Source organism: Pseudomonas sp. TE3644 (assembly GCF_056278815.1).
The window spans coordinates 4,027,246-4,051,197 of sequence record NZ_JBWBQF010000001.1 but is presented as its reverse complement, the minus strand read 5'-3'; the positions used below and the strand labels follow the sequence as shown (position 1 = coordinate 4,051,197).

Annotated in this window: 22 protein-coding genes; 11 read left to right on the top strand and 11 right to left on the bottom strand. The window is 62.7% G+C overall.

What is annotated here, in order from left to right:
• Positions 1 to 1,314 carry a c-type cytochrome gene (locus tag ACZ9GA_RS17790; RefSeq protein WP_457361451.1) on the top strand — a complete coding sequence of 438 codons (1,314 nt, stop codon included), beginning with the start codon at positions 1 to 3 and terminating at the stop codon, positions 1,312 to 1,314.
• A gap of 341 nt (positions 1,315 to 1,655) precedes the next feature.
• Here the strand turns inward: ACZ9GA_RS17790 and ACZ9GA_RS17785 are convergent, their stop codons facing one another.
• Together ACZ9GA_RS17785 and ACZ9GA_RS17780 are read right to left on the bottom strand one after the other, a co-directional pair.
• A complete protein-coding gene (locus ACZ9GA_RS17785; RefSeq protein ID WP_457361452.1) occupies positions 1,656 to 1,928 on the bottom strand; it encodes a DUF3077 domain-containing protein in 273 nt (90 codons plus the stop codon).
• Between the two features lie 766 nt (positions 1,929 to 2,694).
• A complete protein-coding gene (locus ACZ9GA_RS17780; RefSeq protein WP_457361453.1) occupies positions 2,695 to 3,621 on the bottom strand; it encodes a DMT family transporter in 927 nt (308 codons plus the stop codon).
• Between the two features lie 118 nt (positions 3,622 to 3,739).
• On the opposite strand from ACZ9GA_RS17780, the gene ACZ9GA_RS17775 reads away from it, so the two are divergent.
• Entirely contained in the window at positions 3,740 to 4,534 is a 795-nt protein-coding gene (locus ACZ9GA_RS17775) for an AraC family ligand binding domain-containing protein (protein WP_457361454.1), read from the top strand.
• Positions 4,535 to 4,618: 84 nt separating this feature from the next.
• On the opposite strand, the gene ACZ9GA_RS17770 is transcribed toward ACZ9GA_RS17775, so the two are convergent.
• The 3 genes from ACZ9GA_RS17770 to ACZ9GA_RS17760 all read right to left on the bottom strand — a co-directional run bounded on the left by ACZ9GA_RS17770 (position 4,619) and on the right by ACZ9GA_RS17760 (position 7,820).
• Positions 4,619 to 5,086, bottom strand: a complete 468-nt coding sequence (locus tag ACZ9GA_RS17770) for a hypothetical protein (protein ID WP_457361455.1) — start codon at positions 5,084 to 5,086, stop codon at positions 4,619 to 4,621.
• A 145-nt stretch (positions 5,087 to 5,231) separates the two neighbouring features.
• Positions 5,232 to 6,368: a YncE family protein gene (locus ACZ9GA_RS17765; RefSeq protein WP_457361456.1), complete on the bottom strand. Its 1,137-nt coding sequence runs from the start codon at positions 6,366 to 6,368 to the stop codon at positions 5,232 to 5,234.
• Between the two features lie 552 nt (positions 6,369 to 6,920).
• Positions 6,921 to 7,820, bottom strand: coding sequence for a LysR family transcriptional regulator (locus ACZ9GA_RS17760; protein ID WP_457361457.1), 900 nt, complete (start codon positions 7,818 to 7,820; stop codon positions 6,921 to 6,923).
• Between the two features lie 134 nt (positions 7,821 to 7,954).
• On the opposite strand from ACZ9GA_RS17760, the gene ACZ9GA_RS17755 reads away from it, so the two are divergent.
• Together ACZ9GA_RS17755 and ACZ9GA_RS17750 are read left to right on the top strand one after the other, a co-directional pair.
• On the top strand, positions 7,955 to 9,337 hold the full coding sequence (locus tag ACZ9GA_RS17755) for an MFS transporter (protein ID WP_457361458.1): 1,383 nt from the start codon (positions 7,955 to 7,957) through the stop codon (positions 9,335 to 9,337).
• 150 nt (positions 9,338 to 9,487) lie between these two features.
• Positions 9,488 to 10,399 carry a DUF2199 domain-containing protein gene (locus ACZ9GA_RS17750; protein ID WP_457361459.1) on the top strand — a complete coding sequence of 304 codons (912 nt, stop codon included), beginning with the start codon at positions 9,488 to 9,490 and terminating at the stop codon, positions 10,397 to 10,399.
• 100 nt (positions 10,400 to 10,499) lie between these two features.
• Here the strand turns inward: ACZ9GA_RS17750 and gstA are convergent, their stop codons facing one another.
• The 4 genes from gstA to ACZ9GA_RS17730 are packed head-to-tail and all read right to left on the bottom strand — an operon-like array spanning position 10,500 to position 13,051.
• Positions 10,500 to 11,099, bottom strand: a complete 600-nt coding sequence (gstA, locus tag ACZ9GA_RS17745; protein ID WP_457361460.1) for a glutathione transferase GstA — start codon at positions 11,097 to 11,099, stop codon at positions 10,500 to 10,502.
• A gap of 58 nt (positions 11,100 to 11,157) precedes the next feature.
• On the bottom strand, positions 11,158 to 12,087 hold the full coding sequence (locus ACZ9GA_RS17740) for a LysR family transcriptional regulator (protein WP_457361461.1): 930 nt from the start codon (positions 12,085 to 12,087) through the stop codon (positions 11,158 to 11,160).
• Positions 12,088 to 12,129: 42 nt separating this feature from the next.
• Positions 12,130 to 12,522, bottom strand: a complete 393-nt coding sequence (locus tag ACZ9GA_RS17735; protein ID WP_457361462.1) for a RidA family protein — start codon at positions 12,520 to 12,522, stop codon at positions 12,130 to 12,132.
• Between the two features lie 43 nt (positions 12,523 to 12,565).
• Positions 12,566 to 13,051: a hypothetical protein gene (locus ACZ9GA_RS17730; RefSeq protein ID WP_457361463.1), complete on the bottom strand. Its 486-nt coding sequence runs from the start codon at positions 13,049 to 13,051 to the stop codon at positions 12,566 to 12,568.
• A 132-nt stretch (positions 13,052 to 13,183) separates the two neighbouring features.
• Between ACZ9GA_RS17730 and ACZ9GA_RS17725 the strand changes: the two genes are divergently transcribed.
• Positions 13,184 to 14,086, top strand: a complete 903-nt coding sequence (locus ACZ9GA_RS17725) for an AraC family transcriptional regulator (RefSeq protein WP_457361464.1) — start codon at positions 13,184 to 13,186, stop codon at positions 14,084 to 14,086.
• Between the two features lie 60 nt (positions 14,087 to 14,146).
• Positions 14,147 to 14,875, top strand: a complete 729-nt coding sequence (locus ACZ9GA_RS17720; protein ID WP_457363697.1) for an alpha/beta fold hydrolase — start codon at positions 14,147 to 14,149, stop codon at positions 14,873 to 14,875.
• 84 nt (positions 14,876 to 14,959) lie between these two features.
• On the opposite strand, the gene ACZ9GA_RS17715 is transcribed toward ACZ9GA_RS17720, so the two are convergent.
• A complete protein-coding gene (locus tag ACZ9GA_RS17715; protein ID WP_457361465.1) occupies positions 14,960 to 16,168 on the bottom strand; it encodes an MFS transporter in 1,209 nt (402 codons plus the stop codon).
• 132 nt (positions 16,169 to 16,300) lie between these two features.
• On the opposite strand from ACZ9GA_RS17715, the gene ACZ9GA_RS17710 reads away from it, so the two are divergent.
• Both ACZ9GA_RS17710 and ACZ9GA_RS17705 read left to right on the top strand, forming a co-directional pair.
• Entirely contained in the window at positions 16,301 to 16,753 is a 453-nt protein-coding gene (locus ACZ9GA_RS17710; protein WP_457361466.1) for a winged helix-turn-helix transcriptional regulator, read from the top strand.
• 182 nt (positions 16,754 to 16,935) lie between these two features.
• Complete coding sequence (locus ACZ9GA_RS17705) at positions 16,936 to 17,790, top strand: LysR family transcriptional regulator (protein WP_457361467.1); 855 nt, start codon at positions 16,936 to 16,938, stop codon at positions 17,788 to 17,790.
• Positions 17,791 to 18,289: 499 nt separating this feature from the next.
• On the opposite strand, the gene ACZ9GA_RS17700 is transcribed toward ACZ9GA_RS17705, so the two are convergent.
• Positions 18,290 to 18,538 carry a hypothetical protein gene (locus tag ACZ9GA_RS17700; RefSeq protein WP_457361468.1) on the bottom strand — a complete coding sequence of 83 codons (249 nt, stop codon included), beginning with the start codon at positions 18,536 to 18,538 and terminating at the stop codon, positions 18,290 to 18,292.
• A 450-nt stretch (positions 18,539 to 18,988) separates the two neighbouring features.
• On the opposite strand from ACZ9GA_RS17700, the gene ACZ9GA_RS17695 reads away from it, so the two are divergent.
• From ACZ9GA_RS17695 to ACZ9GA_RS17685, 3 genes are all read left to right on the top strand, one after another.
• On the top strand, positions 18,989 to 20,254 hold the full coding sequence (locus ACZ9GA_RS17695) for an MFS transporter (RefSeq protein WP_457361469.1): 1,266 nt from the start codon (positions 18,989 to 18,991) through the stop codon (positions 20,252 to 20,254).
• Between the two features lie 90 nt (positions 20,255 to 20,344).
• Positions 20,345 to 21,310, top strand: a complete 966-nt coding sequence (locus tag ACZ9GA_RS17690) for a DODA-type extradiol aromatic ring-opening family dioxygenase (RefSeq protein WP_457361470.1) — start codon at positions 20,345 to 20,347, stop codon at positions 21,308 to 21,310.
• Between the two features lie 131 nt (positions 21,311 to 21,441).
• Positions 21,442 to 23,358 (top strand): TolB family protein, encoded by a 1,917-nt coding sequence (locus ACZ9GA_RS17685; RefSeq protein WP_457361471.1) that lies wholly within the window; start codon positions 21,442 to 21,444, stop codon positions 23,356 to 23,358.
• Positions 23,359 to 23,952: the final 594 nt, after the last annotated feature.

The window sequence follows — 23,952 nt, the reverse complement described above, 5'->3', positions numbered from 1 at the left end:
ATGAAAAAGATTCTGATGGCGGTACTGCCGCTGGTGGTCAGCCTGGGTGCCCAGGCCGCCGAACAACCTGCCGATGCAGCCTTGATTACCCGTGGCGAATACCTGGCCCACGCGGCCGACTGCACCGCGTGCCACACCGCGCCCAAGGGCAAGGCGTTTGGCGGCGGCTACCCGGTGGGCACGCCGTTCGGCGTGATCTACGGCACCAACATCTCCTCGGACAAGGAGCACGGCATCGGCAACTGGAGCGACGACCAGTTCGTCGCCGCCGTGCGTGATGGCGTGGGCAAGGACGGTGAACAGCTGTACCCGGCCATGCCTTACGACTCGTTCACCAAGATGTCGCGCGACGACGTGCTGGCCATCAAGGCCTACCTCATGTCGCTGCCGCCGGTGGCCGAGGCGTCGCCCAAGACCGACCTGCCGTTCCCGTTCAACCAGCGCTGGGGCATGACCTTCTGGAAGTTCTTCAACTTCAAGGAAGGCGAACTCAAGGCTGACCCAAGCCAGACCGCCGAGTGGAACCAGGGCCGTTACCTGGTCGAAGCGCTGGCGCACTGCGGCACCTGCCACACGCCGCGTAACCTGACCATGGGCATGGACACCAAGAAGCCGTTCGCCGGCGGTGACCTGGGCAGCTTCGTGGCCTACAACATCACCCCGGACAAAGTCGCCGGCATCGGCAACTGGACCCAGGCGCAACTGGTCACTTACCTCAAGACCGGTCACGTCGACGGCCTGGCCACCGCCTCGGGCCCCATGGCCGAAGCCATCGAGCACAGCCTGCAGTACCTGCCGGAAACCGACCTGACGGCCATCGCCACCTACCTGCAGTCCACCCCGGCGATCGCCGACGACAAGCAGCCAGGTTCGCGCGCCAGCTTCGGCAAGCCAGGCGACGGCTACGTCGGCCTGCGCGGCCAGAGCCCGGCCATCCTGGCTCAAGATCCGGGCCGCGCGCTGTTCATGGGTAGCTGCGCCACCTGCCACGGTGCCAAGGGCCAGGGCGCCGGCAGCGGCTTCGGCGCGTACCCGGCGCTAGTCAACCACACCACCACTGGTGCGGCTGACGCCAAGAACGTGGTCTCGGTGATCCTGGGCTCGGTGAACCGCAAGATGGTTCAGGGCGACATCCTGATGCCATCGTTTGCCGAAGACCTGAACGACGAGCAAGTGGCGCAAGTCACCAACTACGTGTTCAAGCAGTTCGGCAACCCGGCGGCCGCGACCGTCGATGCCAAGCAAGTGGCGAAGCTGCGCAAGGATCAGGGGCTGCCTAATCCGCCGCTGGTGCTGGAAGGCGACAAGATGTAATTGGCTGTAATTGCGTCAAAGCAAAAGGCCGCCCTGTGAAGGGCGGCCTTTTTGCATTTCTGGGCTTGGGCATTGGTGACGCGGTAGCGCGCCTGGCACTAAAGGCTGGCAACTCGGTCCACCAGGCCATGGTACGTTGCAACAAATGTAGGAGCCGGCCTTGGCCGCGATGCGCCGCGCGGGCGGCGCTCGATCTCAAGAGCGCCAGAGCAATCAAGACATGCACTTAGCGGCCCTGACGCAAACCCGTAGCCGCTGCCGCCAGGCTGCGCTGGCCTGTGTGAACCCTGAAAATCTCCAGCGAGGCCCAGGGCCAGCGCAGCCTATCGGCAGCGGCTACGTTACCGGTGCAAACCGGCCAGCACGCTGTCCACCAGCGCGCGAGCGCTATCCAGGCAATGCAGCGTCGAACCAATCAACCCACGCTGCGGCAGCCCGCAGTCGGAGAGTTCAAAGGCCGTCTCACTGGCGCACTTGAGCAGCAGCGATACCTGCACCAGCGCATCTTCCACAGGCACACCGGCCCGCACCGAAAACAGTGCCTGGTCATTGGCCCCGCAATCGCCGAAATCTTGTGAGGTAGTCAGAAGGGGTAAAGCAGACTCGTCTTGCATCAGGTTGAATCCTTCAGGTAATCAGCCAAAGCCGCGTCCTCGCTGCCAAACGAAGGGTGGCGGCCGTACGCAGGTTGGCAGACCGGTACCTGAAGAGCCCGGCGCACGCGAACGTGCCCTGCGTACAGCCACCATGAACGGTGGCTCGACGCACTTCAGGTATTCGGGCTGCCAACCCGGCCGCTGGGTTCAGCGGCGGAGGGAAGGGTAGGCCTGGGTACTTGGCGTGCGCAAGACGGCGGGGAGCTTACAGGGTGAAATCAGAAAGGTCCTACAAAAAGGGAAGTAGGACCAACGTTTTTCGCGGGAGGAAACCGGCGACTCGGTGTTAAGCCAACCACCAAAAGCTGGCGACTCGGACCACCAGGCCATGGTACGTTGCAACAAATGTAGGAGCCGGCCTTGGCCGCGATGCGCCGCGCGGGCGGCGCTCGATCTTGAGGGCGCCAGAGCAATCAAGGCATGCACCTAGCGGCCCTGACGCAATTACGTAGCCGCTGCCGCCAGGCTGCGCTGGCCCTGTGCCTCACTGAAGATTTTCAGGGTTCACTCCGGCCAGCGCAGCCTGTCGGCAGCGGCTACGGATTTGCGGTGGGGCTTGGGGTGCATGTCGTGGGTTTTTGTGGCGCTCTTGAGATCGAGCGCCGCCCGCGCGGCGCTTCCCGGGTAGAACCGGATGGCCGGCCCCCCGGTCCCACATTGGTTGCAACGTACCATGGCCTGTTGGATAGGGGTTGTCAGCCTTGGTGCCCGCCTGGAGATCTCGTTATTGTGGGGCGTGCTCCTCCAGCTTGCCCTTGCGCTGACTAAACCACTCATACCCACTCACGCACAAAATCCCCGCCGTCACCAACGCCGCCCCCATCAGGAACCGCGCCTCCAGCGGCTCATCCAGCAGCCATACGCCAAAGCCGATGCCATACAACGGCGTCAGAAACGCCAACACCCCCAACCGCGAGGCCAGGTAGGTGCGCAGCAACCAGAACCATGCCAGCAGGCTGGCAAACGACATCACCAGCACCTGATACGTCAGGTTGACCACCACGGTGGGCGTGAAGTTGGCGCTGGCCTGGTGCAGGGCCACGGCGGCCGCCAGCAGCAGTACGCAAGCACCCAGCAGTTGGTACAGCAGGGTCTGGGTGGCCGGTGCGCCGGACAGGCGCGTGGTGCGTACCACCACGGTGGTGGCGCCCCAGGCAGCGCCGGCGGCCAGGCCCAGGGCGTCGCCCAGCAGGGTGCTGGTGCCTTGGCTGCCGTGGCCACTGAAGGCGACGACAATGCCTAGGAAGGCCAGGGCGATGCCGCCCCATTGCGCTGCTTTCAGGCGCTCGGCCGGCAGCTTCCAGTGCAGCCCCAGCGCGGCGAAGATCGGCGAGGTGTAGAGGAAGATCACCATGTGCGAGGCAGTGGTGTGGCGCAGGCCTTCGCCCACCAGCAGGTATTCCAGGCCAAACAGCCCGCCAATGGCCAAGCCGGGCAGCCAGTGATTGTCGCCGGCGCGCGGTTGTTCGCGGCGCCAGAACATCAACGCGGCCACCAGTACGGCGGCCACGCCGGAGCGCACGCCAATCTGCAGGAGGGGGGAGATGTCGGTGGCAATCGACTTGATCGCCACTTGCTGCAAGCCCCAGATGGCGCACAGCACCAGCATCATCATGCCGGCCCGGCCATCCAGCGCGCTGCGCTGTTGCATGGTGAGGTTCCTGTTGTCGGGAGAAAGGTGAGCATTATGGGACTGGCTGGTTTTATTGATATAGTTTGAATCTGACAGCCTATAGCTGGACTACGCCACCCCGTACCAGATGGACACCATGAAACCCGACATAGCTCACCACGTGCAGGTGCCGCCGTTCAGCTACGAGCTGCCGGCCCCGGTGTTCTTCCGCACGGCCTGCATGCCGGCGCATGCCACCTATCCACGCCATAGCCATGCGTGGGGCGAGTTTGTCTACTCGTTCAGCGGCGTGATGGAAATCGAGATTGCCAATCACCACTACCTGGCGCCGCCGCAATACGGCATCTGGCTGCCGCCGGATGTGGAGCACATGGGTTTCAACCGGCACGAGGCCTGTCACTGTTCGGTTTACGTGGCGCCGGAATTGTGTGCGCTGATGCCCCGCCAGCACTGCGCGCTCACCCTCAGCCCGCTGATTCGCTCGCTGCTCGACGCCTTGCGCGCCGAGCCCCCCGACCTGCCGCAGACCGAGGAGCAGCAGCGTCTGCTGCAAGTGCTGGTGGACCGCCTGGCGCGTGCGCCCCACGCCGGCAGCTACCTGCCAGGTTCCAGCGATCCGTTGCTGGGCCCGGTATTGAGGGCACTGGAAGCCGACCCGGCCGATCCGCGCTCGCTGCCCGAACTGGCGCGTTCGGTGAACACCACCGAGCGCACCCTGGTGCGTCGCTGTCAGCGGGATTTGGGCATGTCGTTCGCCGAGTGGCGCCAGCGCCTGAAGGTGGTCGAGGCGCTGGCCAAACTGGAGCAGGGCCACACCGTGGAGGCCATCGGCCTAGACCTGGGCTACAGCAGCGCCTCCGCGTTTATCAGCATGTTCCGCCGCATGACCGGCGCCACCCCGGACGAATACCGCAAGGGCAACGCCCTGTAGCCGCTGCCGCCAGGCTGCGCTGGCCCTGACGTGCGCCGCAGATCTACAGCCAGGCATAGGGCCAGCGAAGCCTGGCGGCAGCGGCTACAGGTCGGCCACCAGGGCCTTGAGCGAGGCGTCGAACGCCTGCAGCGCACCCGCTTGCTGGGCGTCCACGCTGCGTACCTGGGTGATGTAAGTGAGGTTGGCGTCGAAGAACTGCGCCTGCACGAACCCACCGCGCTGGCTGGTGCTTTTGAGTAGCACAATCACGTCCGGCCGCGCGCCCATCACCTTGTCCAGGCTCGCGTAGAACTGCACCGAAGCGAACTGCTGCTGTAGCGAACTGCGCACTGCCTCCAACGCCGCGCGGGTGGCGGCATCGTGGTGCATCAGGGCCGCCTGGGTGGTCTCGTTGAGAATCACGCCCACCGATTGCGAATGGTGCAAGGTGGCTGCCGACACTTGGGTCGCCGGTCGAAACATCCCCTCATCTTCAGCGGCGCGCGGGGCGGCCAGGGCATTGCCGGCAGCCAGGGCGAGGGCGAGCAGGGCGATGAGGGGACCTTTCATGGCATGTACTCCAGGATTGCTTGGGTGTGAAGCCATCCTGAACCTGATCGGCGGGTCAGGGAACATGTGATTATCAATGGTGGCTATTGATCACGATGATGGCCAGCAACGCCTGTAGCCTGGCGGCAGCGGCTACGGGTACCCGTCAGCGCGGCGCGCTGCGCAGGGAGGACGGCCCGCCGCTCAGCTCGATGCGTTTGTGGCTGTCCACCAGCCGCCCGTTCTCGATGCGGTACAGGCCCAGCTGATGCTCCACGTTGAACTGCACGATCACCTGCTGGCTGTCAGCGCTGAACACCACGCCCTGGGACGAGTTGCCGTCGGCCACGTCGTTGACCTTCTCGGCATGACCCTTGCGAATCGCAAACAGCGTTACCCGTCCATGGGCACGCACGCCCGGATTGTCCGGCGTCAGGTTCGAGCCATCGATGGACTGCGCGACGATCCACTTGCCGTCCGGCGAGATCGCCACCCCCTCAGGCAGCGACGGCGTGCTGATCTGCTGCACGGCACGGAACGGCGTCTTCGATACGTCGATCAGCGTCACGCTGTCTTCATCACCGGCCAGACGACCCTTGTAGTTGGGCAGGCCGGCCAGGCCGACGTTGCTGACCACGGCCCAGTGCCCGTCGCTGGACACATCAATGGTGTACGGCGCCACACCGGTGCTCAGGCGGTCGCCGCTGTCGCTCCATTTGCCGTCGGCCAGGTTCAACACCGCCACGCCTTGTTCGTCACGCAGTGACACCAGCACATGCTGGCCGTCATGGGTGAACGCCGCGCCGGCCAGGCGCTTGGTGCCGATGCTGATGGTGTCCAGCACGGTGACGGTGTTGCCTTCGATGCGCAGCGGGCGCACGCCGCCGTCCACGCAGGTCACTACCCCCCAGTGCCCGCTGCGGTCAAAGGCCACCGCCTGGGGATGGCTGCCCAGCTCGATCTTGCTGACGGTGGCGGGCTTGGCGCCCAGGTCCACCACCTGCAGGAAGGTGTCCATCTGCAACTGCTTGGCGGCGTGGTCATAGCGCGTGGGCGCGGCCACCAGGGCCAGCTTGCCGTCGGGGCTGATGGCGGCAGCCTGGGGCGGGCCCTGGATACCGTTTTCCACTTCCACGGTCTGGTTGACCTTGGGCGGGAATACGCTGGCGTCCAGCACCGTGAGGGTGTCGGGCTTGGCGACATCTGGGTAGGTGTCGCGGCCTTGTACACGCTGGTACTTGCCGTCGTTGGACGACACGACCCAGTCGGCGGCGCTGATTGAATGGGCGGCGAGCAGGGACAAGGCGAGAACTGAAACCGGTTTCAAGATGGTTCGCAGGGAAGGGGTTGAGGCCACGGAGGCATCCTCGAAAGGGCAGGCTGGGAAGTGCGACACTATAACGCAGGGGAGGGCGGGCGGCGCTGGTCTGCGTGGAAAAAACATTCTTCACAAATCTTCAGATCCCCACCCACTCAAGGCGGACAAACCAGGCTTGCAACGCCTATCCATCAGGCCATGGTACGTTGCAACAAAACGTGGGAGCGGGCTCTGCCCGCGAAGCGCCGCGCGGGCGGCGCTCGATCTCAAGGGCGCTGGAAAATCATCGGCTAGCGCCATGAGGCTATGACGCGATCTACGGTCAATAAAACCGCGAAAACCCCAATGTGCCTGATTTGAAATTGCATGGGGCGTACAGGTGCATGCCTTGGTTTTTCTGGCGCTTTTGAGATCGCGCGCCGCCCGCGCGGCGCTTCCCGAGGTTCCCTCGGTCCCACATTTGTTGCAACGTGCCATGGCCTGATGGGGCGGCGTTGCCAGCCTTGTGTGTTCGACACGAGGCAGAGTGGGGGACGGCTACACCCCTGATTCGCCCCGCGCGAAGTAATCCTGTGCCATCCGCAGAAAGGGCCCCACCGCCGGATTCTCATTATCTCGACGCACCACCCGGTACACCTCCGCCTGCGGCTGGGCGTTATGCAACGGCCGGAAATGCAGATGCCCAAGGTAAAGGTGGCGGGCCGCTGCCGGCACAATGGCCACGCCCAGGCCAGCCTTGACCAGGCCCAGAATCGAGTGGGTCTGGCCAAGGAAATAGCGGTACTGAGGATTCACGCCAGCCAGCGAAAACAGCCCGGCGATGCAGTCGTAGAAGTAGCCGCCTTCATCGCGTGAGTACATCACGAAGGGATGCTGATCGAGGTCGGCCATGGCGACCTCGGCCTTGGCCGCCAGTGGGTGGTTTTCAGGCAAGGCGACCAGCAAGGGTTCACGACTGATCAGTTCATAATCCAGCCCCGGTCGCGCGGCCGCCCGGCGCACGAAGGCGATGTCAATCATGCCCGCCTCCAGCGCTTCCATCTGCGCGCCTGAGACCATCTCGCGCAGGTCGATCTGCACGTGGGGCAAGACCTTGGCGGCATGCTCCAGCAAACGCGGTATCAGCTGATAACCGCTGACGGCCGTAAAGCCCAGCACCAGTTGCCCCAGCTCGCCATGCTCCAGCCGCCGCGCGCTGTCGGCCGCCTGCTCGGTGTAGGCCAGCACATGCCGCGCATCACGCAGAAAATGCTGGCCCGCCGTGGTCAGTTTCACTTGGCGGTTGCTGCGGTCGAATAACGTCACGCCCAGCGAGCGCTCCAGCAACTGGATCTGCCGGCTGAGCGGCGGCTGGGTCATGAACAGCCGCTGGGCGGCACGGCCAAAGTGCAGCTCTTCAGCCACCATGACGAAACAACGCAGTTGGTGCAGTTCCACGATTCAATTCTTGTATGGGTCGATACAGTCTCTATGTTAGACGCGCATCGATGAATTTCCTACCCTGAAGCCTCGCCGTTCCTACCGCTCTATTCCAACAATAAAGCCTTCCCGCGAGGAGGCCGGAGAGTCCCATGAACGCTAAGACCGCTTCGTTGGCAGCCCCCATTGCCGAGGCCAGGGTGGGCCGCCGCCGCTTCGTCATCCTCTCGCTGATCTTCATCGTCACCGTGCTTAACTACGCCGACCGCGCCACCATGTCCATCGCCGGTACCGGCGTGGTCAAGGACCTGGGCCTGGACCCGATCATGCTGGGCATGATTTTCTCGGCATTCGCCTGGGCCTACGCGCTGGGGCAGATACCCGGCGGCTGGCTGCTGGACAAGTTCGGCGCCCGGCGGGTGTACGGTTGCAGCCTGCTGTTGTGGTCGCTGTTCACCATGATGCAGGGCACTGTCGGCTGGTTTGGCCTGGTGGGTTCCACCGCCGCCATGACCCTGTTCGGCATGCGCTTCATGCTCGGGCTGGTGGAGTCGCCGGCCTTCCCGGCCAACAACCGCATTGTCTCCTGCTGGTTCCCCACCAGCGAGCGCGGCACCGCCTCGGCGCTGTTCAACTCGGCGCAGTATATGGCCGTGGTGGTGTTCGCGCCGCTGATGGCCTGGCTCACCCATGCCCTGGGCTGGGAGCATGTGTTCCTGTGGATGGGCGCACTGGGCCTGGTGGCGACGGTGTTCTGGTTCGCCCTGTACCGCGAGCCCCACAGTGACCCGCGCCTGAGCGCTGCGGAAATGGACTACATGCGCGAGGGCGGCGCCCTGGTCGACCTGGAAGCCACCCGCAAGGCCAGCAAACCGACATTCACCTTTGCCGAAGTGGCGCAACTGTTCACCAACCGCACCCTGTGGGCCATCTACCTGGGGCAGTACTGCATCACCGCATTGACGTACTTCTTCATCACCTGGTTCCCCATCTACCTGATCAAGGGCCGTGGCCTGAGCATCATGGAAGCAGGTTGGGTGGCCGCCTTGCCAGCCATCTGCGGCTTCTCCGGCGGCGTGCTGGGCGGCGTGGTCTCCGACTACCTGATCCGCCAGGGCATGCACCCCTCACGGGCGCGCAAAACCCCGTTCGTGATCGGCATGACCCTGGCCGCCAGCCTGGTATCGGCCAACTACGTGGACGCCAACTGGATGGTGATCGCGCTGATGGCCCTGGCGTTCTTCGGCAAAGGCCTGGCGGCGGTGGGCTGGGCGGTGCTGTCCGACACGGCGCCCAAGGGCATGGTCGGGTTGAGCGGCGGGGTGTTCAACGGCATCGGCAACATCGCGGGCATTGTCACGCCGGTGGTGATCGGGTTTGTGGTGGCGTCCACGGGGTCGTTCGACAAGGCGTTGTGGTTTGTGGCGGCGCATGGGGTGTTGGGGATTTTTGCCTATGTGGTGCTGGCGGGGCGGTTTGAGCGGGTGGAGGTGGTAGCGGCTGCCGAAGGCAGCGCTGGCCATAAGCCTCGCTGAAGATGGGCGGGGGGCTCCCGACGCTGCAGGAACTGTATGCAGCCCCACAAGAGACATTGAGGTGGATATCCACTGCCTTGGGGCCAGCGCAGCCTGGCCGGTAGCGGTGTAGACTGCGCGCAATTTCACGCGCGTAAGGGAACACCAGGGATGGAGCAGGTTTTTCGCATCGAACTCGGCAGCCAGACAGTCAGCGGGCATTGCGGTACATGTGGCCACGAAGCCCGTACCTTCCGCGGCTTCGTCTCGGACCAGGAGGGCGCCAGCGCCGTGTACCTGGCCACCTACACCGAGTCTCACCCCGAGGCAGGTGTGGTCATGGCTGTGAGCATCGGCGGCTGGGGTGAAGGCGCAGACCCGGTGCTCAGGGAGTGTGTGGTGCTGGAGTGGCGCAATGGCGCGCCGGGGTGCCGGGTGATCGATGCGGCGACGTCCTGTTGGGGCGGCTGTGCGGATCTGGGGCGGATGTTGTCTCGTGACCAGGCCATGGCCAGCGGTCGAGCGCGCGAAGCCTTTGCCATCAGCGACGCGGTCGGGTGTCAGGACGCCCGTTTGCCGGCTGCCCTGGGGTCGTCGCGACCGGTATGCGCCATCTGTGGCCAGGCGCATTCGCTGGACACGGTCGAACTGGCGTTCAAGCTGCCGGAAGCCGTGGTTCAGTTGTCCGATACCGAGCGCAGCGCGGTGCAGCAAAACAGGGATATCTGCATCATCCGAGGGCAGCGATTCTTCTTGCGGGCCACCCTGCCTATGCCGGTTCCCGAGCGTGACGATGACTATCACATTGGCGTATGGGTAGAGCTGGCACAGCTGGATTTCGAGCGCATTTACGAACTGTGGGACGACCCGCAGCAGTCCGCTCAGCCACCGTTCGCCGTCACGCTGGCGAACAGCATCCCGACCTTGCCTGAAACGCTTGGGTTGGTTGCCGAACTTCAGTTGGTCAGCCCCCAGAGTCGTCCACGCGTACAGTTGCTGGTCGGGGATCATCCACTGATGAACGAGCAGAAAATGGGCATCTCGGCACATCGTGCGCATGAGTACAGTGCAATGGCGAGCTGACTGCGTAACGGCGTAGCCGCTGCCGCCAGGCTGCGCTGGCCCTGTGCCTCGCTGGGGATCTTCAGTGTATGCAGGGGCCAGCGCAGCCTGGCGGCAGCGGCTACGCAGTTTCCGCCGCCAGCGCCGATTGCACGGCAGGGCGCTGTTTGATGCGCTGCACATAGCGCTGCAGCACAGGCCAGCGTGCGATGTCGATGTCGAACACCGCCAACCACCTCAGCACGGTGAACAGGTAGGCATCCGCCACACTGAACGATGACATCAGAAAGGCGCCGTCGCCCATCACCTGCACCAGATAATCCAGGCGCATGAACAGCCGCGCCTCGAACCAGGTTCTGGCCTCAAGCGGCAACGCCCGGTTGAACAACGGCGCGCTGCCGGCATGCAGCTCTGCGGTGATGAAGTTCAGCCATTCCTGCAATCGCACCCGTTCCCAACTGCCGTTGGCCGGCGCCAGATTGGCCTCGGGGTGCTGGTCCGCCAGACACTGCAAAATAACCGGCCCTTCGCTCACCACTTGGCCGTTGTCCAGCACCAGCGCCGCCACGTACCCCTTGGGGTTGATGTCGCGAAAGTCCTGCCCGTCCGCCGTGCGCTTGGTCTGGTTATTGACCCGGATCAGCTCGAACGGCACGCCCAGTTCACGCAGGATGATATGCGGCGCGAGCGAGCACGCCATGGGGGCGAAGTACAGTTTCATGGAAAGCCTCATGAGGGAATGAACCCACATCCTCGGCCGAAGCTGCCATCGTGCCCAATTAGCCTTTCAGTGGGTTGGCATCAGCTCTGCTTATGCTTGGCACCTCGACACCCTGGCTCGCTTTGCGTAATGAGCCCAAAAGCGCCTGGGTAGCGGGCGATGCTCGGCCTGCCTGCGAGCACACCAGCCCGAAGCGCCGGTAGATCGGCGGGTTGAGCGGGGAGACGCGAAAGCGCTGATTGCCCTCGGGCACGGTGGAGGCGGGCACTATCGAGACGCCCATGCCTTCACCGATCAGGGCGAAGGCCGTGGCCCAGTCGCGCACCGTCAGCCGTACATCGGTCAACGCAAGCCCGGCCTGCGCCATCAGGCTCTGGCCGTGCAGATGGCAGCCGCCAGTGGCGGCAATGAAGGGTTCATTCACCAGCTCGTTCAGGTCGACGCTACGGGTGCTGGCGCGGCGCGCCAGGGGGTGGGACAGCGGCACCGCAGCCACCCAGGCGTCGTGGCCGATCATCAGCGGCTCACGTTCAGGTGTCGGGTTCATGACGACGCCCAAGTCGATGCTGTCATTGGCCAGCCAGTCCTCGACCTCTTCGTCGGTGCCTTCCAGCGAAATGATCTCGATGCCCGGGTGCAGGCGTTTGAAGCTGTGCAGCATCGGTGTGAGCACCTGGGTGAAAACCGACGGGAAACTGGCCAGCCGGATGCGGCCCAGATGGCAACCGCGGCTGGCATCTACCAGATGCTGAATGGACTCAAGCTCTGCCAGCATCCGGCGCGTACGCACCAGCACCTGCTCGCCGATGGCGGTCAGCGTGGTGGTGCGACGCTCGCGCAGTAACAGTTTGACCCCCAGCGCGTCCTCCATCTGGCTGATGGCTTGGCTGGCGCCCGATTGGGTGATGCCGAACCTCTCGGCGGCGCGGGAGATGTTTTCTGCTTCGGCCACGGCGACCAGCAGCTTCCAGTGCATCAGGTTCATCATGGCGGTCTGGTTTCCTTTTGGTAACAGCGGGCTTGGATGCAATCAGCGTTGCACGGCAATGCATTTGATCTCTACCAGCAGACCTGGCCTTGCGAGTTCACTGACGCCGATGCACGTCCATGCACAGGTGCTTCTGGGAAACACCTCATCCTTCACCGTTCTGAAGATCGGCATATGCCGCTGCAGGCCGACGTGGTAGGTGGTCATGTCGACAACGTCCTCAAAGTTACAGCCGCCGGCCGCCAGCACCTGGCGCAGATTCTCGAAGGCGGCCCGAAACTGCTTTTCCGGGTCCTCGATCACCGCCAACTCAGGCGTACGGCCAACCTGGCCTGCGCAGTAGAGTGTCTTGCCTACCTTTACCGCAGGCGCATAACCGGCACGTTCGCTGAGCAGTCTCATGTCATCTGGAATGATGATCCGGCGATCATTCATGGCGGTGCGGTCCCAAGGGTAAAATAGGCTGAGGCGCGAGCAGCTACGTCACCTGTGCGCCCGTTCTGCGCAAGTAGAGCATCTGAGCACTGACGCCCACAACCAGGGCGATCAGCAGTACGGCTTGCGCACCCACCAACAACGGGGCGTGGGGGTCGGTCACGATGGGATGGCCATCGGGCACGCGGCGCAATGTCTCGGAGACGGTGGGCACCATCAGCAGAAACACCGTCAGGCTCAGTAAAAGGGTTTCAAGGTAACGACGGGCCCGTCCCAGCCACGCCAATGACCCTATCGCGTACCCGGCCAGCAGCAGGGCCAGGGTCACGCCGCCGATGATGGTGCTGATGGGTTGGTGCGCCACCAGAAATACCGTGCAGGCACCGATCAGCATTGAGATCAGGTACAACACGCCGGGTGTCGAGCGCGGCACGATGCTGCCGTGGCGCGCCAGCATGTAGGCGGCCAAGGGGATGGCCGGCAGACTGCCGAGGGTGTGTAGCCAGCCTGGGGGGGATATACCGAACATGTGCAAGGTTTCCATGTGGTTGGATGATAGGTACAGTCGCCTGCCGGGTGAGCCGGCTGCAGACCTGTGCTGAAGACGCCGTTAAGCGTTATGCTTGCGGGCCTAGGTTAGCGACGCCACGGTCGTCCAGACATGATGGATTCCCTCGAAAGCTTGATCATTCATCCGGAAATGCAGCTGGAGGGTTTTGCGGCGACCGATCTGCTGTCCCAGGTGCTGGCCAATATTCGTCTGACGGGCGATCGGGTGTACGCCTGCAGGCTCGAATGCGGCGACACGCTGGCGCTGGACGACAGTCGCGCCCATGTGTGCATGCTGCGTGAGGGCGAACTGAGCGTTCAGCACGGCGAGCAGCCGATGAGGTCGATCAGCCGCGGCGACATTCTCCTGCTTCCGCACACGCTGTCCGGGCTGAGCATCACGGCCGCCACTGAGCAGGTTGAAGTGGTGGTCTGCCGCTTCTGGTTCGACGCCAGCAGCTTCCAGGCCATGGTGTTTGCCCTGCCATGGCTGATTCATGTCAAACAGGTCGACGCTGCCGCCTGGGCCGAAGGCATCCTGCATTTCATGTTGCTGGAAGCCAACGATACCCAGCCTGGCGGGACCCTGATGGTGTCGCGGCTGATCGACCTGGTGGTCATTCGCATACTGCGCACCTGGGTGCAGCAGGGCGAGGCGTCGGGGTGGCTGCGGGCATTGGCCGACGCCCGTGTGGCCCGCGCGCTGAAGGCCATCCACGAAGCGCCTGGCCAGCCGTTGAGCATCGCAGCGTTGGCGGCGCTGGCGGGTATGTCGCGCTCCACCTTCTGCGAGCGGTTCAACACCCTGGTAGGGCGCCCACCGTTGCGCTATCAGAATGAGTGGCGGTTGACGCTGGCCAGAAGCATGCTGTTGAAGGGTGGCAGCCGTGTCGGGGAGGTGGGCTTCGCCATCGGGTACGGGTCGGAGGCTGCTTTCAGCCGGGCCTACAAAGCTTTTTTCGGCCGTTCGCCACGCGATGACAATGCCTGGGCGGCCGCGCAGGATCAGCATTGAGGCTCTATGGGTTGGCACGCATGGCGCTGTTAAAACAACAAGGTAAGGGCAGTGAGCAAGATGCACAGGACAAGGTTGAGCGAAGGAGAGGCCGGCGGACCCACATTGGTGTGCCTGCCCGGCGCGATGTGTTCGCCAAAGGTATTCGAGCAAGCGGCGCTGCGCAGCGGCCTGCCGGCCGTGGCGCTAGCTTGGCTGGAGGGTGGTGGCGCATTTGACCTGCAGTCCATCGCCGAGCGCGTTTGCGACGAGCTCGCCGACCTGCCGTCGGTGATTCTGGTGGGCCACTCCATGGGCACGCCGATTGCCATATTGACCGCGCTGCTGAGTACCAAGCGGGGAAACAGCCCCATCAAAGGGCTGGTGCTGTCCAACAGCGGCGCCAATACCCGTGGCCACGGTGATATCGACAGCCTGGTGGCGCGGATCGAGCAGGGTTGGTCCGAAGCGTTCCGGGTGTCGTTCACCGCCCGCTGTTTCCATACCCTGCCGGCAGAGCCACTGCTGGAGGAGGTGCGCAGCTATCCGTGCCGACTGGACCGCCACGCGGTGATCCAGGCCTTGCTCAGCCAGCAGGCGATCGATTGTGCGCCGCTGCTGGCCAGTTTGCCGCGTGTGCCCACGGCGATCGTGCATGGCGTGCATGATCCTGCGCGTACCCTTGCGCATGCCCAGGCATTGGCCGACGGCATCGGTGGTGCAACGCTGCACGTGCTGGACACTGGCCATACGTCGTGCGCCGAAGACCCGGCAGGCTTTGCCCAAGTGCTTCGCACAATCACCGTGTAGCCGCTGCCGCCAGGCTGCGCTGGCTCTTGAGTACGCTGGAGTTTTTCAGTGGGGCAGCGGGCCAGCGCAGCCTGGCGGCAGCGGCTACGGGGTTTTCGGCGGGGGTGGCGTCAGCCGCCAGACCAGCAAGGCCGTAAAGCTGATGGCGGCGCCCAGCAGGCACACTGCAGGCCACCCCCACCGTGCATAGACCCAGGTCGCCGCCGCAGCCCCCAGGGCACTGCCCGCCGAATAGAAACACATATAGGCCCCCACTAATCGACTTTGCGCGTCGGGCCGGGCGGCGAAGATCAGGCTCTGGTTGGTGACATGCACGGCCTGTACGGCGAAATCGAGCATGATCACGCCCACGATCAGCCACAGCAGCGATGTCTCGGCAAAGGCCATCGGCAGCCAGGACAGCGCCAGCACGGCCAGGCTGACCCCGGTGGTGCGCCGGGCAAAGCCTTGATCAGCCCAGCGGCCAGCCCTGGAAGCCGCGAGGGCACCGGCGATGCCGGCCAGCCCGAACAGCCCGACCTGGGTGTGGGTCAGCGACAGCGGTGGCGCACTCAGGGGCAATACCATGGCGGTCCACAACACACTGAAGGCCGCGAAGATGAGCAGGGCGAACACGCCCCGCGCGCGCAGCACGGGCTCTGTCCTGAACAGGTCGAGCATCGACCGTATCAGCGAGCGGTATGAACCCTGCCGACGCGGTTGGCTTGCTGCCGGGATGGTCCTCCACAGGATAAAGGCCATCGCCAGCATCAACCCTGACGAGACTAAATACACCGCGCGCCAACCGGCAAGGTCGGCGATCAAACCGGAGGTGAAGCGTGCCAGCAGAATCCCCAGCACCACTCCGCTGGTCACCGTGCCCACCGCCTGCCCGCGCTGCGCAGGGGTGGCCAGCGCCGCTGCGTAGGCGACGATGACCTGCACCACCACCGCCATCAGGCCGGTGAGCACCATCGCGCCCAGCAACACCCACCAGTGCTGGGCTAAACCGACGGCCATCAGTGCGCCGGCCGACAGCAAAAGCTGGGTCATGATCAGCGCCTTGCGGTCGATCAGGTCGCCCAGCGGGACGATGAAAAACAGGCCAACCGCGTAGCCGATCTGGGTTGCCGTGACCACCAGGCCAATCATGCCTGGCTCGACGTCGAGGCTTCGCGCCATGGCGTCCAGCAACGGCTGGGCGAAATACACATTGGCCACGGCAAGCGCGCAGGCCACTGAAAACAGCCACGTGGTAAGCCGTGAGAGGGTTGCTGGGCGCGCAGTGTCGTTCAGTTCCGTTTGAGCGTTCATGGGCCTGCCTGGGGCAATGAGTTGTTTTTTGCTACCGAATGTTTTTAATCAATTCGGTTTTTTTTTGCAACCTGATTCTGCGTTCGGCTTATACTCCCTGCTGCCAACGCAATTGCTCATCAGGAGGCCAGAGTGGCCAAGCAACCCTCCCTTGAAACCAGCGAGTGCCCGGTAGCCAGGGCGATGGAAGCGATTGGCGAGCGCTGGAGCCTGCTGATCATCCGTGATGCCTTCGACGGTGTTCGCCGCTTTGGTGACTTTCACAAAAGCCTTGGTCTGGCCAAGAACATCCTGTCAGCGCGGCTGAAACTGCTGGTTGAACTGGGTGTGTTCGAGATCCGGCCCGCCTCGGACGGCAGCGCGTTCAAGGAATACCTGCTGACGGAGCGGGGGCGGGCGGTGTTCCCGGTGGTGGTGGCGTTGCGGCAGTGGGGGGAGCGGCACCTGTTTGCGCCGGGCGAGGTGCACTCGGTGCTGCTGGACAAGGTGCACGGCGAGCCGGTGACAGGCATCGAGGTGCGCTCCAGCCGCGGGGTGCTGCTGGGGCCGGAAGATTGCCAGCGGCAGATATTGCCCACCCTGTAGCCGCTGCCGCCAGGCTGCGCTGGCCCTTGAGTACGCTGGAGATTTTCAGTGGGGCAGCGGGCCAGCGCAGCCTGGCGGCAGCGGCTACGGGGTAAAGCCGCTTCTCGGGCGCCTGGGCCGGGTGAGCCTAGTCAGCTAACGCGGCCATGCGTATATTTCAGCCTTTCCCTGACACTAACTCCATGCCAATGAAGCTTCCCGACATTGACGCAGTTCGCGCCTTCGTACTGGTCTCCCAGCTTAAAAGCTTTACCAAGACCGCAGACATCATGGGGACTAGCCAGGCAGCCGTCAGTCTCAAGATCAAGCGACTGGAAGAGGCTGTTGGGCGTCCCCTCCTGGAGCGAACACCGCGCCGAGTAACCTTGTCGATGGAAGGGCTGGCCTTCCAGGCGAGCGCCCAGCGGCTACTGGACACCTACAACGAAGCCATGCTCAGTTTTGAGTCACCGAAGCGAATGGTACGCATCGGTATTAGCCACCATATCGTTGGCGCCGATCTATCCCGCTGGTTCGAGCGTTTGAGCGCGGCTGATTCCGAGGTGGTTGTAGCCTTCAGCCTGGGTACTTCGAAGGAAATGCTCGACAGTTATGAACAAAGCAAGCTCGACGTGGCGCTGATCCTGCGTCACGACAACCGGCGTCAGGACGGTGAAGTCATAGGCACTGAGCGCTTTTCATGGATGGCCGCCGAGACGTTTGATGCGACCGAGCGTACGCCATTACCGATGGTGATCCAGCCCTCTCCATGCGGTATGCGCAGTATGGTCGTCAACGCATTGCAGCAAGACGGTCGTCGCTGGAGGGAGGCATTTGTAGGGTCCGGCATTCTCGCGATCGGTGCTGCCGTGTCCGCCGGCATAGGCGTAGGTGCCATGGTGGGCAGGATGGCACCGGCGGGATGTGTCGAGGTTGGTCAGCGGTTGAATCTGCCTGAATTGCCTAATCGCGACGTGGTGGTGTACACCGGCCACCGCGATACCCATGTGCGCGCACTGGTAGATGTGTTGAGTGCGGCCATTACCACGGATGGTTAGTGCAGATGCCTTACGATTGCGACAATGGTCACCGTAAGTAGTGAGAGCACTAGAGTGCAGAGCGCTACAGCGCTCAGATGCAGAAGGGCGATGGTGGAGTTATTGAGGGGCGCGCGTGGCATGTGGGTCATCCTTGGTGTGAGTGAGGGCTCAGTATCCAAGGCGCAAGGGCGGTATAAACAGACAGCGGATGCTATTCCAGTGATAACGGAATAAACGGATAGCGACTGCATCGGCTTTGGTAGCTTCGGTCTGGTTGGTTCATAGCCGTGTCTTCAATATCCGCTTTCGACCCCCATTGCGGACGGCCAGCCCCAGCACTGTAGCCGGTGCCGCAGGCTGCGCTGGCCTTCGACCACACTGGGAATCTTCAGCGTAACCAGCGGCCAGCGCAGCCTGTCGGCAGCGGCTACAGCGCGTGGGAACCTTAGCCATCGTGGGGGCAGCAGCTTCTGGCCGAGCAGACGCTCGCCAGTAGTGCTCCGTTTCCAGCCCGCCACTATTTCGCCGGATGAGGCTTGTGAAGCGGAATCTGTAATGCCTCTGCAATCCGCCCCATCACGTTTGCGCAGTCCTCGGATATGGCGAGTGGAGGTTCTTCAATCATGTAAATCATGTGTTCAAAGGCCACCCACGCCTCGTTGTGATTCAGATAGTCCAGGACAACGTCGCGTCCGTTACTCAAGCCCGCCTGCGCCAACGCATGGTCCAGCGGGATATCCCCGGCTTGTTCGAATGCGATCGCCATCAGCGCTGAAATTTCACATAGCGCTTCTAGAAAATCGGCCCAATCGAATCCAGCGTGAGCACTGGGTGCGGGGCCTTGGTGTGTTTGGGTTGGTACACCGTTGCGCTGATGGTATTCATGCTGGGCTCAAGCATCGGTTGACCTTAATCACTGTGTACAAGGGAGCAACTGTTGACCTTGGCTCGTTTGTAAGCGGCGTCCTGCGTGGTATGGCCTTATTCTCATGACACGCCGCAACCAATGAAAAAGTACCGGTGAAAGTGACTTTTGTGTAGGGCCATGCACATCGGTTCGGGGAAATAATGCAAACCATGCCGCCGCGAATGGATCTTCGGGAGGACGGCGTTGCGGTTATATCCTGCGCTGGAACAAGCCGGGTTAAAGCGCCTCCGGTTGATATGCCATAGCGCACCGGGGGTGGACACAGTCGCTCACAGGTTAATAAAAATAATGCAAATCCTGACAAGTAGATCCCGCTGGGCCGTGCTCGCACTGCTTGCGCTGGGCGTTCTTATTTCCTACGTCGATCGCACCAGTATCTCTTCTGCGCTGGCCGATCCCTCCTTCATCCAATATTTTCAATTGACCAGTCTCGACCGTGGCTGGCTCAACTCGGCCTTCTTCTGGTCATACGGCCTGTTCCAGGTGCCGATGGGTTGGGTGGCCGATCGTTATGGCGTGAAGTGGCCGTATGCCGTGTCTTTCGGGGCGTGGTGCATGTTCACCCTGTTGTTGGGTGTGGTCCATTCACTGGAAAGCCTGATTGCGTTGCGGTTACTGATCGGTGTGTCCGAGGCTATCGTGATTCCCGCCAGTTTCCGCTGGATACGCAACAACTTTGATGAAAGCCGCCTCGGCCTGGCTGCCGGCCTTCTTGCCATGGGCAACAAGCTGGGCCCCGCTATCGGTGCCCCTGTAGCGGCTTTGTTGATCGTGACGTATTCCTGGAAAGTGATGTTTATCGCCACGGGCCTGGTCGGCATGTTGTGGCTTATTCCTTGGTTGTTGACCGTGCGCAATGACTTTCCGTCGCGGACCGAGCTGTCCCAGGTGACGAGTCAGGCAAGGACACCAAACCTGCACGGCATTCTGAGCAGCCCGGTCATATGGGGCGGGCTGATTACCAACTTCTGCTATGGCTACTTCGCCTTCTACTGCATGACGTGGATGCCCGCTTATCTGGTCGAGCAGCGGGGATTGTCGATCTCCAAGTCGGGGCTCTTCACGTTCTTCAGCTTCGCCGGCATCGCCGTGGTTGCCGTGCTAGCGGGCTGGGCAGCAGACCGGATCATTGCACGGGGCTACAACGCCGTGCGGGTACGCAAGGTCTTCGTCGTCGCCGGTTTTACGCTTGCCGGTACCGTGTTGCTCGGCGCCTACGCGCCTTCGCAGAACATGGCCCTTTTCTGGAACATCTTTTCCCTTTCGTGCCTGGGTTTGACCACGGCCAATAACCTGGTGTTGTCGCGCTTGACCTTGATCCCCAAGCAGATGGTCGGGTTGGTGACGGGTGTGCAGCAGCTCGCCACAAGCCTTGCCGGCGGCGTGGCGGCCGGTCTGTCGGGATGGCTGTTGCAGTCCAGCGGCAGTTATGACCTGCCGATGAAAGTGATCCTGGCGTTTCTGCTGATCGGCGCGTTCGCCACCCTGGTCCTGTATCGCCCCGAATGGGCACCCAAAATCAGCGAGCCATGTGGGCAACTGCGCAGCGCGTAGCCACCCGCATCGTTGGCAAATCCTACAACGGCCACGGCTGGCCGGAACAAACAATGGGGTATTGATTGCATGGCAAAAATTGTATTCGGAATGGCAGTGCCGCACAGCGGCATGCTGGGACAGGCGCCAGAGGACTGGTTGACCAATGGTGAGCGCGATCGTAACAACCCCGCCCTGTGGTTCCGCAATCGCACTTGGACCTACGCTGAACTGGAGGCGCACCGTGAGGCCGCTTTCGAGCCCTACCTGACCATAGAAGAACGAACCGCGCGCGCCGGTCGCTGCCGCGAGGCGCTGGACGTGATGGCGCAGGCTTATCGCGATGCGAACATCGACGTGGCGATCATCCTGGGCAAGGACCAGAAAGAAATCTTCACTGATTTTTCGCCCTCGATCGCCATCTACAGCGGCGAAGAGGTACATAACGGCCCGCCGCAGCGTTCGGTCTATGCTCCCGATCACCACGTCACCCACCCGTGTCACCCAGGGCTGGCGGCGTATCTGATCGACTATTTCCAAGGCGAGCACTTCGACCTCACCGATCTGTTTGCGTGGCCCACCAACGTGTGGATGAAGCCGGCACCAGACTATCCCGTAGTGCCGCATGCCTACAGTTTTGTCTATCACCAGATCATGTCGGACAACCCACCGCCGCACGTGCCGATCATCATGAACTGCTTCTACCCGCCGACCCAGCCGTCCATGTCGCGCTGCATCGAGTTTGGCCGTGTGCTGCGCGACGCCATCACCGCGTGGCCCGAGGACGTGCGTGTGGGCATCTTTGCCTCCGGCGGCCTGTCGCACTTCGTCAACGACGAAGCGTTCGACCATCGCATCATGAAAATGCTGGCCGAGTACGACTACGAAGGGCTGGCGGCGGTGGACGAGCGTTCGTATCAGTCGGGCACCTCGGAAATCAAGTTGTACGTGAGCGTGATGAAGGCCGTGCAGGAAACCGGCGCGCAGATGACCCTGGTGGATTACGTACCGTGCTGGCGAACCCCGGCCGGGACTGGCGAGGGCATGGGTTTCATGTACTGGCAGCCCGATCGCTGAGAAGGGGGGCTACGCACAACATCGCAGCAAGGAAAAGAAACACAACGCGTTGTCTGGATAGCGACGCAGGAGGCCGTTGAGCGGGAGTTGTACCCACCGCTCAGCCAAGCATAATAACGGAGGCATTGGCTGTGTATTTGAACTCGCCTGTTAAAAAGCTCATGGCTTATTCAGCCATCTGGGGCACCTGGATTCTGATTTCGGCAAGCGCACATGCGGCGACTGCCACTCAAGGCACGGCATTGCTCAACCGTCTGGGGCCTGTGACTTCCGATTTGTATGTGGCGAATGCCGACGGTAGCGACGAGCACAAGTTGCTGCAGGCACCGGGCTTCGATTACCACGCCTCTTTCTCGAAAGATGGTCAGTGGGTCGTATTTACTTCAGAGCGGGACGGCCTCGGCGAAGCCAACCTGTATCGGGTGAAAGTCGACGGCACCGAGTTGAAGAAGCTGACCGATCACATCGCTATTGACGACGCGGCCGTCTTTTCGCCGATCGATTCCAACATCATTGCATTTGTATCGTCGCGCCGCGGCAAGGACGCGTTTGGCACCACCAACATCTGGACGCTCAACATCGCCACCGGCGCGTTGAAGAACGTTACCGGCGACATCAAGTTCGATCCAAGCATGCCGCACAGTTTCTTCCGTCCGACGTGGTCGCCGGATGGCAAGTGGATTGCACTGGCTTCCGATATCGGCTCGCAATGGCGCGGTCACAACCTGCCGGTCGGCTGGGAGCGTACCCAGGAAAGCAGCATCTACATCATTCATCCCGATGGCTCGGGCTGGAAGAAGATTGCCAGCAACCCAGGCTTCGACGAAGGTTCGCCGACCTGGTCGCCCGATGGCAAACGCGTCGCGTTTTATGAAACACCCGTTGAATCCACCTGGGGGGCGCACCGCCCTGAGTTGATCAACAAGGTCAGCTCGCAGATCGAGTCGGTTGATCTGTCCACGCTGTCGCGCACCTCGCTGACGACGACGCCAGGCCTGAAGGTGTTCCCGCAATACATCTCGGACACCAACATCGCTTATCACGTGAAGGGCGGCGATACGGAAGGCCTCTACACCACCGCAGGGACGTCGCGCTCGACTGCCAACACCGGCATCCGCTCGCCGCACTATTCGGCCGACGGTACCAAGGTGGTCTACGAAAAGATCACCCTGCGCCCGGCTCATCCCAATGGCACGCCGATGTTCAGCTTCGACCCTGGCTGGAATTACCGTTATATCGACGTATTCCCGCAATTGTCGGCCGATCGCAAGAAGTTGGTGTACACGGAAAAAGCGATGGGCTCGTCGATTGCCATCATGAATCCGGATTTCACCGGCTATCAGCGCATTTATGACCCGGCCAACAGCGGCTTGGCGGCGGACATGGTCCAGAAGGGCCTGGCGGGGGCATTCCAGCCAACCTGGTCACCGAATCGCGAGTGGGTGGCGTTCGGCATTGGTGACTGGTTCTTCACCCGTGGCATGGGGCCGGGCCGTATTGCCCGTATCAAGGCCGACGGCAGCATGGACGGCAAGCCGGAGATATTGACGGACGGTTCGATCAACGCGGGCTTCCCCAGCTATTCGCCGGATGGCAAGAAGATCGTGTACCGCGTGTGGAGCCCCAAGGTTCAAGGGCTGCGCATCCTGGACGTGGATACGCGCCAGTCGACGGTGCTGACGAGCGAGGCGGACAACCTGCCGGGCTGGTCGCCGGATGGCAGCAAAATTGTCTTCACGCGCAAGGAGATCAACCCGACCGACCCGAACAAGTTCCATTACGACGTGTACACGATCAAGCCCGATGGCACGGACGTCACCCGCCTGACCACGCCGGGTGCTAACCAGGGGCACGCTGTGTGGCTGTATGACGGTCGTATTGCCTATAGCTCGGGTGTTTATGGGTTCCGCGATGAACTGGCGCTGTACGACAACACCTTCCAGCCTGACGGGCAGAACTGGGTGATGAATGCTGATGGTTCCGGTCAGCATGCGATTACCGATACGTTGTGGGAAGATTCGATGCCGCTGTATGTGCCGAGTCAGTAGGCCGGTTTTTGCCGAAAGATGAAGACGCCGTGCGAAAGCACGGCGTTTTTTTTGCTTTGTGGGAGCAAGGGGGAGTGGGCGCTCCCACCCCATCGCAGAACCGTATCACGGACACGATGCGATCTCTCAAGTACACCGCGCCGCCTGTGACGCCGCCTTCGGCAGCTGCTACAGGCCGGCGTGGTCTGCAGCACGCCTGTAGCAGCGGCCGCCAGGTCGCGTCACAAGCGCCGCGTAATGCCTGATGCACCGTGGGGTACATGACGCCGCCTTCGGCAGCTGCTGCAGGCCGGCGTGGTCTGCATCACGCCTGTAGCAGCGGCCGCCAGGTCGCGTCACAAGCGCCGCGCAATGCCTGATGCACCGTGGGGTACATGACGCCGCCTTCGGCAGCTGCTACAGGCCGGCGTGGTCTGCATCACGCCTGTAGCAGCGGCCGCCAGGTCGCGTCACAAGCGCCGCGCAATGCCTGATGCACCGTGGGGTACATGACGCCGCCTTCGGCAGCTGGTACATCCGTTGCCAAAATGCTACCTCCCAAACGACGACTGGCGACTCCCTCAAGGAGTCGCCAGTCGTGTTTAGCTTACTGCG

What these genes read in the sequence shown, in the direction of transcription:
- ACZ9GA_RS17790 (WP_457361451.1), top strand. Translation starts at nt 1, where the DNA reads ATGAAAAAGATTCTGATGGCGGTACTGCCGCTGGTGGTCAGCCTGGGT.
- ACZ9GA_RS17785 (WP_457361452.1), bottom strand. Translation starts at nt 1,928, where the DNA reads ATGCAAGACGAGTCTGCTTTACCCCTTCTGACTACCTCACAAGATTTC.
- ACZ9GA_RS17780 (WP_457361453.1), bottom strand. Translation starts at nt 3,621, where the DNA reads ATGCAACAGCGCAGCGCGCTGGATGGCCGGGCCGGCATGATGATGCTG.
- ACZ9GA_RS17775 (WP_457361454.1), top strand. Translation starts at nt 3,740, where the DNA reads ATGAAACCCGACATAGCTCACCACGTGCAGGTGCCGCCGTTCAGCTAC.
- ACZ9GA_RS17770 (WP_457361455.1), bottom strand. Translation starts at nt 5,086, where the DNA reads ATGAAAGGTCCCCTCATCGCCCTGCTCGCCCTCGCCCTGGCTGCCGGC.
- ACZ9GA_RS17755 (WP_457361458.1), top strand. Translation starts at nt 7,955, where the DNA reads ATGAACGCTAAGACCGCTTCGTTGGCAGCCCCCATTGCCGAGGCCAGG.
- ACZ9GA_RS17750 (WP_457361459.1), top strand. Translation starts at nt 9,488, where the DNA reads ATGGAGCAGGTTTTTCGCATCGAACTCGGCAGCCAGACAGTCAGCGGG.
- gstA (WP_457361460.1), bottom strand. Translation starts at nt 11,099, where the DNA reads ATGAAACTGTACTTCGCCCCCATGGCGTGCTCGCTCGCGCCGCATATC.
- ACZ9GA_RS17740 (WP_457361461.1), bottom strand. Translation starts at nt 12,087, where the DNA reads ATGATGAACCTGATGCACTGGAAGCTGCTGGTCGCCGTGGCCGAAGCA.
- ACZ9GA_RS17735 (WP_457361462.1), bottom strand. Translation starts at nt 12,522, where the DNA reads ATGAATGATCGCCGGATCATCATTCCAGATGACATGAGACTGCTCAGC.
- ACZ9GA_RS17730 (WP_457361463.1), bottom strand. Translation starts at nt 13,051, where the DNA reads ATGTTCGGTATATCCCCCCCAGGCTGGCTACACACCCTCGGCAGTCTG.
- ACZ9GA_RS17725 (WP_457361464.1), top strand. Translation starts at nt 13,184, where the DNA reads ATGATGGATTCCCTCGAAAGCTTGATCATTCATCCGGAAATGCAGCTG.
- ACZ9GA_RS17720 (WP_457363697.1), top strand. Translation starts at nt 14,147, where the DNA reads ATGCACAGGACAAGGTTGAGCGAAGGAGAGGCCGGCGGACCCACATTG.
- ACZ9GA_RS17715 (WP_457361465.1), bottom strand. Translation starts at nt 16,168, where the DNA reads ATGAACGCTCAAACGGAACTGAACGACACTGCGCGCCCAGCAACCCTC.
- ACZ9GA_RS17705 (WP_457361467.1), top strand. Translation starts at nt 16,936, where the DNA reads ATGCCAATGAAGCTTCCCGACATTGACGCAGTTCGCGCCTTCGTACTG.
- ACZ9GA_RS17700 (WP_457361468.1), bottom strand. Translation starts at nt 18,538, where the DNA reads ATGGCGATCGCATTCGAACAAGCCGGGGATATCCCGCTGGACCATGCG.
- ACZ9GA_RS17695 (WP_457361469.1), top strand. Translation starts at nt 18,989, where the DNA reads ATGCAAATCCTGACAAGTAGATCCCGCTGGGCCGTGCTCGCACTGCTT.
- ACZ9GA_RS17690 (WP_457361470.1), top strand. Translation starts at nt 20,345, where the DNA reads ATGGCAGTGCCGCACAGCGGCATGCTGGGACAGGCGCCAGAGGACTGG.